Here is a 12,278-nt window from a genome sequence, read left to right on the forward strand (position 1 = left end):
GTGTGGAACGCGGTCCTCGACCTGCTTGCCGACGATGACCGGGTGACCCCGCAGATGCAGGGGTTCCTGAGTCTCGCTGTGGCTCAGGGCGTGATGGGGGGAACGCTCTACCTCGACGTTCCGAACGACCTCACCGCCGCCCAGCTCAACAAGCGCCTGCGCCAGCCGATCATGGAAGCGCTCGCACACGTCCATGTCGAGCCCGGTGCCTCGAGCTACCGCGTCGTCGTCAACCCGGAGCTCGCCGACGCGCACCTCACGGCGCCGATCCCGGTTCAATCCGCGGCTGCGCCGGCACCGCTGCGGCCGGCCGGCGAGGAATACGTCGAAGCGCCCGTCTCCACCTCGCGCCATGACACCCGACTGAACCCGAAGTACACGTTCGACAACTTCGTGATCGGGCAGTCCAACCGCTTCGCCCACGCGGCCGCGGTCGCCGTGGCCGAGGCTCCCGCGAAGGCGTACAACCCGCTGTTCATCTACGGCGACTCGGGGCTCGGCAAGACGCACCTCCTCCACGCGATCGGCGACTACGCGCTCAACCTGTACACCGGCATCCGTGTCAGGTACGTGTCGAGCGAAGAGTTCACCAACGACTTCATCAACTCGATCGCCAACAACCGCGGTTCGGCCTTCCAGGCGCGGTACCGCGAGGTCGACATCCTGCTGATCGACGACATCCAGTTCCTGCAGGGTCGCGCCGAGACGCAGGAAGCGTTCTTCCACACGTTCAACACCCTCCACGATCACGACAAGCAGGTCGTGATCACGAGCGACGTGCCCCCTCGACACCTCACCGGTTTCGAGGACCGCATGCGGAGTCGCTTCGAGTGGGGCCTGATCACCGACGTGCAGGCACCCGACCTCGAGACCCGCATCGCTATTCTGCGCAAGAAGGCGCAGTCCGAGCGTCTCCTCGTCCCCGACGACGTCCTCGAGTACATCGCCACGAAGGTCTCGTCGAACATCCGCGAGCTCGAAGGCGCGCTCATCCGCGTGTCGGCGTTCGCGAGCCTCAACCGGTCGAACCTCGACATCTCCCTCGCACAGACCGTGCTGCGCGACATCGTGGATCAGGATGACGCGAACGTCATCTCCCCCACCGACATCATCACGGCGACCGCGCAGTACTTCCGACTGTCCGTCGACGATCTGTACGGTTCGAGCCGTTCGCAGGCCGTGGCCACCGCACGACAGATCGCCATGTACCTCTGCCGCGAGCGCACCAGCCTGTCGCTGCCCAAGATCGGTCAGCTCTTCGGCAACCGCGACCACACCACCGTGATGTACGCCTACAAGAAGATCAGCGAGCTCATGAAGGAGCGCCGCTCGATCTACAACCAGGTCTCCGAGATCACGTCGCAGCTCGGCCGACGCTGAGCTCAGCTTGACAGGGGTCGCGCGACGCCCGATCATGCCGTTCTGCACAGTGTGGAAAACCTGTGGATAACTTCGATTCGTCGTCGAAGAGTTGTGAACGAATCACACATCTCCTGTGGATCGCCGCTCGACAGCGATCCGAGCGCGGCCGACGTCATCCCACGATCATCCGCAGCCGGCTCACAAGTTACATCCGTGTGGTTCCCGTGTCCCGACTGGTATCCACCGAGTTGTCCACAGTTTCCACAGCGGAGATGAAGAAGACAGTTACATCTAGAGAATTTGCGATTCGATCACCTCGACGGCGGTGAGGCCGGTCGCAACCGTGCTTCGGGAACCGCTCGGGTTGGGCACTAGCATGGGAGAGCTTTCATCCACGACAAGGGAGCGCCAGTGAAGTTCCAGGTCAATCGCGACGTCTTCAGCGAGGCTGTGTCGTTCGTCGTGAAGCTCCTCCCCCAGCGCAACCCGCAGCCGATCCTCGCGGGTGTGCTGATCGAAGCCACCGAGGCGGGTCTCTCGCTGTCGGCGTTCGACTACGAGGCGTCCGCACGCACGACGATCGAGGCCACCGTCGACGACCCGGGCACGATCCTCGTGCACGGTCGTCTGCTGTCGGAGATCGCCAGCCGCCTGCCGAACGCGCCGATCCAGATCGCCGTCGACGACGACGGGATCCTCCTCACCTGTGGATCTGCGCGCTTCACGCTCGCGTCGATGCCGGTACAGGAATATCCCGCGATCCCCGAGGTCTCGGGCGAATCGGGTGTCGTGCCGGCCGAGGACTTCGCCACGGCGATCTCGCAGGTCGCCTTCGCGGCGTCGCGCGATGACGTGACTCCTGTGCTCACCGGCGTTCAGCTCGAGGTGAGCGGCACCCAGCTCAGCCTCGTCGCCACCGACCGTTACCGCGTGGCGCTCCGCGACATCCCGTTCGACAGCGGGATCGTCGCCGACGAGAACACCACCACCGCGCTCGTCCCGGCACGCACACTCACCGAGGTGGGTAAGACGTTCGCCCACTCCGGCGACATCACGGTGTCGTTCTCCGGTTCCGGCGACCGCGAGATCATCGCCTTCACCGCCGGCAACAAGACGGTCACGTCGTTGCTCATCAAGGGGAACTTCCCGCCGGTCCGCCGCCTGTTCCCCGAGGCGACCGACCACCACGCCGTCGTCAACACCGGTGAGCTCATCGAAGCCGTGCGGCGTGTCGCCCTCGTGCTCGACCGTTCGGCTCCGCTGCGTTTCACGTTCGGCGCCGACGGGGTCTCGATGGATGCGTCGGGCACTGAGCAGGCACGCGCGACCGAGTCGGTCGACGCGACGCTGACGGGCGAGGAGGTCGTCATCGGCCTGAACCCGCAGTACCTGCTCGAGGCGCTCGCGGCCGTGAAGAGCGAGTTCACCCGCGTCACCTTCACCTCGAGCGAGAACGCGAACAAGCTCAGCCCGATTCTCATCACCCCGCAGACCTCGGGCGGCGTGGAGTCGTTCAAGTACCTGCTGCAGCCCAACCTCCTCCTGCGCTGATCGCCCCGATCACGACCACCTCGGTGGGACTGTCGGAGACGAGAACTAGGGTGATCTGATGATCGTGGAGCAGCTGAGCCTGGTGGACTTCCGCAACTACGCGGCTGCCGAGCTCTCTCTTGCTCCCGGGGCGAACGTGTTCGTCGGGCGCAACGGTCAGGGAAAGACGAATCTCGCCGAGGCGATCGGCTACTTCGCGACGCTCGGTTCCCACCGAGTGTCGCAGGACGCACCCATGGTGCGCGACGGCGCGGATGCCGCCTTCGTCCGAGCCCGGCTCGCTCACGGTCAGCGACGGGTGCAGCTCGAAGCGCAGCTCAATCGCACCGGCTCCAACAAGGCTCGCGTCAACGGTTCGCCCGTGCGTACGGCGGAACTCCCCCGCTACGCGCAGGTCGTCCTCTTCGCACCGGAAGACCTGCAGATCGTGCGCGGTGATCCGTCGGCGCGCCGAAGATTCGCCGATCAGCTCCTCATTCAGCGTGCCCCGCGGCTTGCGGGCGTCCTCGCCGACTACGACCGCGTGCTCAAGCAACGCAACGCCCTGCTGAAATCCGCCCGCGCCCGCGGTGTCCGTGGAGACGGGCTCTCGACACTCGAGGTATGGGACGACAAGCTCGTCTCGCTCGGCACCGACGTCATCCGGGCCCGTCTGCGACTGGCATCCGAACTCGCCGGCCCCGTCGCCCGCGCCTACACCGCCATCGCCGGTGCCGACCATCGACCCCAACTCCAGTGGGCGCTCTCCGTCGGCGGAGCCGATCCGGAAGAGGACGACTCGCCTGCCGACGCCGGCATCGCCGACGCGGCGGCGATCGAGCAGCTCTTCCGCACCGCCCTCGCCGATCGTCGCAGCGCGGAGCTCGACCGCGGCATCACGCTCGTCGGCCCGCACCGCGACGACCTGATCCTGCGCATCCGCGATCTTCCGGTGAAGGGCTACGCGTCGCACGGCGAATCGTGGTCCGTCGCCCTCTCCCTCCGCCTCGCGTCGGCCGAGCTGCTGCGCGCGGAGTCGACGCTGGGCGACCCCATCGTGATCCTGGACGACGTCTTCGCCGAGCTCGATGCTGATCGGCGCGCGCGCCTGGCCGGCATCGTCGCCGACTACGAACAGGTCATCGTGACGGCGGCGGTCTCCGAAGACGTTCCGCTCGGTCTGCGTGCGCGCACCGTTCGGGTCGAGGCGGGCACGCTGCACGAGGATTCCGATGCTGCCGTCTGACGAAGCGCCGGAGACGATCTCCACGTATCTGCGTCTGCGCGGGCTCGAGCCCTCGGGCCGGTGGAAGAAGCGCCGTCGGCAGCGGACGGACGACGACGAGAACCAGCCCTTCACGTCCGGACGCGACCCCAAGGGACTCGGTGACGTCATCGCCGACCTCACTCGTCAGGCCGGGTGGGACGCCCAGCTCTCCCGCGAGGATCTCGTGCTGCGCTGGGCGGAGGTCGCCGGCGAGGAGACCGCGCGCCACGCATCCCCCGTCGCGCTCTCCGACGGCGTGCTCACCGTGCAGTGCGACTCGACGGCGTGGGCGAAGAACCTCCACCTGATGCGGACGGTCATCACGACGCAGCTCGTGAAAGCGTTCCCACAATCGGGGGTCGAGTCGGTGCGTTTCGTAGGCCCGGACGTCCCCTCCTGGAAATGGGGCCCCAGAGCCGTTCCAGGCCGTGGCCCTCGCGATACCTACGGATGAGCCACGTCCCCAGTCATCGAATCCGACTTTCGTTCGCCATACGGGCGCTGAGGGCCGCGTGAGAGCGCCCGAACGGGTAGACTGAGCGGGACTGACCGAACCGATGTGGAGCGCTCGAAACCTATGACGTCTCAGAATCCCGACAGCGTTCCCGAAGACCCCGAAACCCCCGATTCGGCTGAGGAGACCTCGGCGAAGGTGCCCAACGAGTACGGCGCCGACGCGATCCAGGTGCTCGAAGGCCTCGAGGCGGTGCGGAAGCGTCCGGGAATGTACATCGGATCCACGGGTGAGCGTGGTCTGCATCACCTCGTCTACGAAATCGTCGACAACGCGGTCGATGAGGCGCTGGCCGGCTACTGCGACACGATCCACGTGACGATCCTCGAAGACGGTGGGCTCCGGGTGGTCGACAACGGCCGCGGCATCCCGGTGGATCCCCACGCCTCCGATCCGACGAAGTCGACCGTCGAGGTCGTGCTGACCGTCCTGCACGCCGGTGGAAAGTTCGGCGGCGGCGGCTACGCCGTCTCCGGTGGACTGCACGGCGTCGGATCGTCGGTCGTCAACGCGCTCTCGACGCGCTTCGAGGTCGAGATCAAGCGTCAGGGATCGGTCTGGCGCCAGACGTTCGCCGACGGCGGCAAGCCGCAGGCTCCCCTGGCGAAGGGCGAGGACAGCGACGAGACCGGAACGACCGTCACCTTCTGGCCCGACGGCGACATCTTCGAGACGATCTCGTTCGATTACGACACTCTTCGCACGCGCTTCCAGCAGACCGCATTCCTCAACAAGGGGCTGCGGATCACGCTGACCGACGAGCGTCCCGAGGCGGCCGTGGTCGTCGACCTCGACGAGGGTGGCTCCGAGTCGCAGCAGCGTCACGACGACTTCCACTACGAGCGTGGCCTCGTCGATTACGTCGAGTACCTGAACAAGCTGCGCAAGACCGAGGTGGTCAACGACGAGATCATCGAGATCGAGTCCGAGGACACCGTGCGCCACATCTCGCTCGAGCTCGCGATGCAGTGGACCACGAGCTACACCGAGAACGTGTTCACCTTCGCGAACACGATCAACACGCACGAGGGCGGTACCCACGAAGAGGGTTTCCGGGCGGCGCTGACGACGCGCGTCAACGCCTACGCGCGCGACAAAGGCCTCCTCAAGGAGAAGGACGACAACCTCACCGGTGACGACATCCGCGAGGGACTCACGGCCGTCATCTCCGTCAAGCTCTCCGAGCCGCAGTTCGAGGGTCAGACCAAGACGAAGCTCGGCAACACCGAGGCGAAGGCGTTCGTCCAGAAGATCGTCGGCGACCAGCTGACGGACTGGCTCGACCGCAACCCCGCCCAGGCCAAGCGCGTCATCATGAAGGCGGTGGATGCCGCGACCGCGCGTCTCGCCGCGCGCAAGGCCCGCGAGACCGCCCGCCGCAAGAGCGTCTTCGAGTCGGCGTCGATGCCCGACAAGCTCAAGGACTGCACGAGCAAGGACCCGTCGATCTCCGAGATCTTCCTCGTCGAGGGTGACTCGGCCGGCGGTTCGGCTGTGCGCGGCCGTGACCCCGAGACGCAGGCGATCCTCTCGCTGCGCGGCAAGGTCCTGAACGTCGAGAAGGCGCGACTCGATCGTGCTCTCGGCAACAACGAGATCCAGGCGATCATCTCCGCGTTCGGAACCGGCATCGGCGAGGACTTCGCCGTCGAGAAGGCGCGGTACCACAAGATCGTGCTGATGGCGGATGCCGATGTCGACGGGCAGCACATCACGACGCTGCTGCTGACGCTGCTGTTCCGCTACATGCGCGGGCTCATCGAAGCGGGTTATGTCTATCTGGCGATGCCGCCGCTGTACCGCCTGAAGTGGACGAATGCCGACCACGAGTACGTGTTCAGCGACAAGGAGCGCGACGCTCTGCTCGCCGACGGGCTCGCCAACGGCAAGCGCATCCCCAAGGAATCCGGCATCCAGCGCTACAAGGGTCTCGGCGAGATGAACCCGAAAGAGCTGTGGGAGACCACGATGGACCACAGCACCCGCACCCTGCGCCAGGTGACGATCGACGACGCGGCCGCCGCCGACGAGATCTTCTCGGTGCTCATGGGCGAAGACGTCGAGTCCCGCCGCACCTTTATCCAGCGCAACGCCAAGGACGTCCGCTTCCTCGACATCTGATCGAGCCGAGCGACATCGAGAAACTGAGAACGTATGTCTGACGAAGAACGTCCCGACCTCACGCCTGCCCACAACCACGGCAACATCGATCAGGTCGACCTCCAGGTCGAGATGCAGCGGAGCTACCTCGACTACGCGATGAGCGTCATCGTGGGGCGCGCGCTCCCCCGCGTCGAGGACGGCCTCAAGCCGGTGCACCGCCGCGTCATCTACGGCATGTACGACGGCGGCTACCGCCCCGACAAGAGCTACTCGAAGTGCGCGCGCGTCGTCGGCGAGGTCATGGGTCAATACCACCCGCACGGTGACAGCGCGATCTACGATGCGCTCGTCCGCCTCGTGCAGCCGTGGTCGCTGAGGTACCCGCTCGCCGACGGGCAGGGTAACTTCGGCTCGCCGGGCAATCAGGGTGCCGCGGCCCCGCGGTACACCGAGACCAAGATGGCCGCTCTCGCCATGGAGATGGTCCGCGACATCGACGAGGACACCGTCGACTTCGAGGACAACTACGACGGCAAGACCCAGGAACCGGTCGTCCTGCCCTCGCGCTTCCCGAACCTGCTCGTGAACGGTTCGGTGGGTATCGCGGTCGGCATGGCCACGAACATCCCGCCGCACAACCTGCGCGAGGTCGCCGAGGGTGCACTGTGGTCGCTGGAGAACCCGGATGCATCGCGCGAGGAACTCCTCGAAGCGCTGATGTCGCGCATCCACGGCCCGGACTTCCCCACTGGGGCGCAGATCCTCGGCACGAAGGGCATCCGAGAGGCGTACCGCACCGGTCGCGGCTCGATCACGATGCGCGCCGTCGTCGAGGTCGAGGAGATTCAGGGCCGCAACTGCCTCGTCATCACCGAGCTGCCGTACCAGGTCAACCCCGACAACGTCGCGCTCAAGATCCGCGACCTCGCTCGTGACGGCAAGATCACCGGCATCGCCGACATCCGCGACGAGACGAGCGACCGCACGGGTCAGCGCCTCGTCGTCGTGCTCAAGCGCGACGCCGTCGCGAAGGTCGTGCTGAACAACCTGTACAAGCACACGCAGCTGCAGGAGAACTTCGGCGCCAACATGCTGGCGATCGTCGACGGCGTGCCCCGCACGCTCCCGCTCGACGGATTCATCTCGTACTGGATCACCCACCAGATCGAGGTCATCGTCCGCCGCACGCGCTACCGCCTCAACGAGGCCGAGAAGCGCATGCACATCCTGCGCGGATACCTCAAGGCGCTCGATGCCCTCGACGAGGTCATCGCGCTCATCCGCCGCTCCCCCACGGTCGAGGAAGCGCGAGAGGGACTGAAGGCCCTTCTCGACATCGACGATCTGCAGGCCGACGCGATCCTGTCGATGCAGCTGCGCCGCCTCGCGGCGCTCGAGCGTCAGAAGATCATCGACGAGGCGACCGAGCTCGAGCTGAAGATCGCCGACCTCAACGACATCCTCGCCACCCCCGCGCGTCAGCGCTCGATCATCGGCGAAGAGCTGACCGCGATCGTCGACAAGTACGGCGACGAGCGGCGCACGCACATCCTCCACGGGTTCGACGGCGACATGTCGATGGAAGACCTCATCCCCGAAGAGGAGATGGTGGTCACGGTGACCCGCGACGGGTACATCAAGCGCACGCGGAGCGACAACTACCGCTCGCAGCACCGAGGCGGCAAGGGAGTCAAGGGCGCCCAGCTGCGCGCGGATGACGTCGTCGAGCACTTCTTCGTCACGACGACGCACCACTGGCTGCTGTTCTTCACGACGAAGGGCCGCGTCTACCGCACCAAGGCGTACGAGCTTCCCGAGGCCGGCCGCGACGCGAAGGGCCAGCACGTCGCCAATCTCCTCGCGCTTCAGCCGGGCGAGGAGATCGCGCAGATCCTCGACATCCGCGACTACGCCGCGGCGCAGTACCTGGTACTCGCGACCCGCGACGGCAAGGTCAAGAAGACCGCGCTGACCGAGTACGACACCAACCGCCAGGGCGGTGTCATCGCGATCCGCCTGCGCGGCCAGGACGACGAGGCCGGCGGCGACGAGCTCGTCAGCGCGCTGCTCGTCGACGAGGGCGACGACATCCTTCTCATCACGCGCAAGGGGATGTCGCTGCGCTTCGCGGCCACCGACGACGCGTTGCGCCCGATGGGCCGATCGACCGAAGGTGTGAAGGGCATCTCGTTCCGTGAGGACGACAGCCTGCTGTCGGCATCGGTCGTGCGGGACGAGGGCTACGTGTTCGTCGTCACGGACGGCGGGTACGCCAAGCGCACGTCGGTCGACCAGTACCGCACCCAGAGCCGCGGCGGCTTGGGCATCAAGGTGGCCAAGCTGAACGACGATCGCGGGGTGCTCGCGGGCGGTCTCATCGTGTCGGAGACCGACGAGGTCCTCGTGGTTCTTGCCAGCGGCAAGGTGGTACGCTCCTCCGTGGCCGAGGTCCCGGCCAAGGGTCGCGACACCATGGGCGTCGTTTTCGCCCGGTTCGGTGACGACGACCGCATCCTCGCCATCGCCCGGAACGGTGAGCGTGGACTGACCGAAGACGCGGCATCCGAGGATGCCTCCGCCCCGGATGCACCCCCGTCCGCGGATACCGAAGAGAGTGGTTCTGACGCATGAGCACGGTCGCCGACAAACTCGCCAAGAAGTCCACGAGCAAGACCAGCGCGAAGCAGGTCCGCCTGCGCCTCGTCTACGTCGACTTCTGGTCGGCCGTGAAGCTGTCGTTCCTCGCCGCGGTGGCCCTGGCGATCGTGACGGTCGTCGCCACCTTCCTCGTCTTCATGGTGCTCAGCACCACCGGTCTCATCGACCGGGTGGACGAGCTGTTCGTGGCGTTCTCGAACGGTGACTTCTCCATCAAGCAGTTCCTCGACCTGCCGCAGGTCATGGCGTTCGCGGCCGTCGTCGCCATCCTCAACCTCATCGTCATCACGGTGCTGGGCGCTGTCGTCGCCGGCATCTACAACGTGATGGTCAAGGTCACCGGCGGACTGCTGGTCGGCTTCACCTCCAATTAGTAGATTCCCGGATCATCGGGTAAAGTCTTGGAGGTTGCCGGCGCGTGAAGCGCGTCGGTACGGGGCTATAGCTCAGGCGGTTAGAGCGCTTCACTGATAATGAAGAGGTCCCAGGTTCAAGTCCTGGTAGCCCCACCCCGAACCCCCTCGGGGCCTTAGCTCAGCTGGTAGAGCGCCTGCTTTGCAAGCAGGATGTCAGGAGTTCGAATCTCCTAGGCTCCACAGACGCAACGCCGGGTATCCGTTCCTACGGATACCCGGCGTCACTTTTTTCGTCGGCGCCGGGAAGTTCGAGCCGCAACGAGACGCGGGAGTTCAGGCGTGCGCGTGATCTGCTCGCTTGGTGCCTGCGGCCGTGCTTGCGATCCCGTCCATCACGACGGCGACGATAGTCCGCTTCAGTCCGCCGGAAACAGATCGACGAGTCCGGCCCTGACCGCCGTGATGAGGACCTGCACTCGGTCTCGTACATCCCACTTCTTCATGACGACGCCGAGGTGGGTCTTGACGGTGCTTTCGGACAGATGGAGCGCATCCGCGATCTCGCTGTTGCTTTTCCCGAGCGCGAGCTCGCGGAGTATCGCCGCTTCGCGGTCGTTGAGGCTCTCGACCGAGTGCGCATCGATGACGTCGTGCCGCTTGACGTCGAGTACCAGACGCTTGGTCATTTCGGGGGACAGGACGCCCGAACCGCTGTGCACCGCCGCGATCGCAGCAACGACCGCATCCGGCGGAGAATCCTTCAACAGGTAGCCGGCGAATCCACCTCTCAGTGCACGGGTGATGGCATCGATGGTGCCGAGCGTCGTGATCGCGATGATCTGTGCGGGGTTTCCTGCGCGCTGCAGACGCTGTGCCGCCTCGAAACCGTCGATTCGCGGCATGTTCAGATCCATGAGCACCACATCGGGACGAAGACGCTCGGCCATGTCGACCGCGACGGCACCGTCCTCGGCGGTCCCGAGAACCGTCATCGACGGCGAGCGTTCCACGAAGATCGCCAGAGCGCTGCGCATGAGTTCCTCGTCATCAGCGATCAGCACGCGGATCTCGGTCACGTCGTCGAGAATATCGGGGATTCTTCGGTACGAAAGTGCGACGGATCGAGACGAATGGGCCGCTCTCTTCGCGTGATGCTGGAGGCGACGACACAGGGGGAGGTGATGTGCGTGATTCACGGGATGATGGCGGGCGGCTTCTGGTCCGAACTCTGCAAGATGCTCGGAGTGTGCCACTGACACTGACACTGGCGCGATGTGGCGGTTGACTCGCCCGGGCCTCAGCGACGCACAATGGTCCTGTGAGCGTGGGGACGGTGAAGCGTAGCGACGGCTTCGGTCACGGGCTCCGCCACGTCTCGCCTCTCAGTCGTCCCGAGCGCATCACGCTGCTCACTCTCGCAGGTGTGCTGCTCGTCGCCGGAATCGCCATGCACGCGACCGCCGGGGATCCGTTGTCGACGGCCATCTTCGAGTCCTTTTTGACCGTCTCCCTGGCCGGGTTCGCTTTCTCGCCCCGACTCTCGGCTGCGGTCATCGTCGTTCTCCTCCTCGGCGCCTTCCTGGGGGATACGCAAGCACTCGCCCTCGTGGTAGCCGCTGTGGCGCTGGCCCTCGTGGTCCGCACGTGCGACCTTCGCGTCATACTCGTGTACGCCATGGTGTGGTCAGGCGGGCTCGCGTGGAGCATCCTCGCTGACGCGATGCCTGTCACCGAGGCGATCGTCCTCATGGCCGTGGGGGTGGTGTCGGCGTCCAGCGGGCTCATCATGCGCAGAGTCGAGGCGGGGTCGCGCCGACTGCGTGAGCAGTTGGCGGAGCGTGCGCGGGCGGAGCACGAGTCCGTGATGGCGGAGCGTTTGCGAATAGCGGATGAGCTGCACGACGTGGTTGCACACGATCTGACGATCATCGCCATGCACGTCGACTTGATCGTCGAATGCGATGCGCACGGCACGTCACTCGACGCGATCCGCTCCTCTTCGCGTCGCGCGCTGGAGGACCTCAGGCGCGTTGTGGGGCAATCGCACGTTCAGCCCACAGAAACGCCCTCCGCGTCGGTTTCCGAGTTCCGGGGCGCCATCGCAGACGGGTGTCACACGCTGGAACGCGCCGGGATGACCGTACGTGCGGATGTCGACGCCGTCGACGGGACACAGCTGCCTCGGATCGTGGACCTGACCCTGTCCCGGCTCGTGCGCGAGGCGACCACGAACGTGCTGAAGCACTCGAGCGGCACGGAGGTCGCCCTTGCGGTGCGGACGTCGCGGGCCGCCGTCGAGTTCGAGATCACGAATTCCGTCGAGGAAGGACGCAGAATCCAACGCGTACCATCCGGCGGGTTCGGCCTGGTCCGGATGCGTGAGCGTGTCTCGAGGGTGGGCGGACATCTCTCCGCCGCCGCGTCCTCGGGGGTGTGGACGCTGTCGGTCCGTGTGCCGACGGGTCACGAGAGCGAGTGACCCGACCCG

General features: G+C 65.9%; 9 protein-coding genes and 2 tRNA genes. 10 read left to right on the plus strand and 1 reads right to left on the minus strand.

The window, feature by feature from the left end; translation table 11 throughout:
* The 9 genes from dnaA (at nt 1) to P6897_RS00045 (ending at nt 10,030) form a co-directional block, all read left to right on the plus strand.
* A complete protein-coding gene (gene dnaA, locus P6897_RS00005; protein WP_269268496.1) occupies nt 1-1,380 on the plus strand; it encodes a chromosomal replication initiator protein DnaA in 1,380 nt (459 codons plus the stop codon).
* Nucleotides 1,381-1,773: 393 nt separating this feature from the next.
* On the plus strand, nt 1,774-2,913 hold the full coding sequence (gene dnaN, locus P6897_RS00010; RefSeq protein WP_112615514.1) for a DNA polymerase III subunit beta: 1,140 nt from the start codon (nt 1,774-1,776) through the stop codon (nt 2,911-2,913).
* 58 nt (nt 2,914-2,971) lie between these two features.
* Nucleotides 2,972-4,138 (plus strand): DNA replication/repair protein RecF, encoded by a 1,167-nt coding sequence (gene recF, locus P6897_RS00015; RefSeq protein WP_274179123.1) that lies wholly within the window; start codon nt 2,972-2,974, stop codon nt 4,136-4,138.
* Nucleotides 4,125-4,613, plus strand: coding sequence for a DciA family protein (locus tag P6897_RS00020; RefSeq protein WP_112615518.1), 489 nt, complete (start codon nt 4,125-4,127; stop codon nt 4,611-4,613). The genes recF and P6897_RS00020 overlap by 14 nt, the downstream gene beginning before the upstream one ends.
* Before the next feature lie 123 nt (nt 4,614-4,736).
* Nucleotides 4,737-6,794 carry a DNA topoisomerase (ATP-hydrolyzing) subunit B gene (gene gyrB / locus P6897_RS00025; RefSeq protein ID WP_274179122.1) on the plus strand — a complete coding sequence of 686 codons (2,058 nt, stop codon included), beginning with the start codon at nt 4,737-4,739 and terminating at the stop codon, nt 6,792-6,794.
* Between the two features lie 33 nt (nt 6,795-6,827).
* Nucleotides 6,828-9,407, plus strand: coding sequence for a DNA gyrase subunit A (gyrA, locus tag P6897_RS00030; RefSeq protein WP_112615521.1), 2,580 nt, complete (start codon nt 6,828-6,830; stop codon nt 9,405-9,407).
* Nucleotides 9,404-9,808 (plus strand): DUF3566 domain-containing protein, encoded by a 405-nt coding sequence (locus tag P6897_RS00035; RefSeq protein ID WP_112615523.1) that lies wholly within the window; start codon nt 9,404-9,406, stop codon nt 9,806-9,808. The genes gyrA and P6897_RS00035 overlap by 4 nt, the downstream gene beginning before the upstream one ends.
* 61 nt (nt 9,809-9,869) lie before the next feature.
* Nucleotides 9,870-9,943: transfer RNA gene (locus P6897_RS00040), tRNA-Ile, on the plus strand.
* Nucleotides 9,944-9,957: 14 nt separating this feature from the next.
* A tRNA-Ala gene (locus P6897_RS00045) sits at nt 9,958-10,030 on the plus strand.
* 176 nt (nt 10,031-10,206) lie between these two features.
* Here P6897_RS00045 and P6897_RS00050 read toward each other — a convergent pair.
* Entirely contained in the window at nt 10,207-10,866 is a 660-nt protein-coding gene (locus P6897_RS00050) for a response regulator transcription factor (RefSeq protein ID WP_274179121.1), read from the minus strand.
* A gap of 257 nt (nt 10,867-11,123) precedes the next feature.
* Here P6897_RS00050 and P6897_RS00055 point away from each other — a divergent pair, with 257 nt between their 5' ends.
* On the plus strand, nt 11,124-12,269 hold the full coding sequence (locus P6897_RS00055; RefSeq protein WP_282501749.1) for a histidine kinase: 1,146 nt from the start codon (nt 11,124-11,126) through the stop codon (nt 12,267-12,269).
* Nucleotides 12,270-12,278: the final 9 nt, after the last annotated feature.

Origin of the sequence: Microbacterium sp. BDGP8, from assembly GCF_029991045.1 — a bacterium.
In the GTDB taxonomy this organism is placed as follows: Bacteria; Actinomycetota; Actinomycetes; order Actinomycetales; family Microbacteriaceae; genus Microbacterium; species Microbacterium plantarum.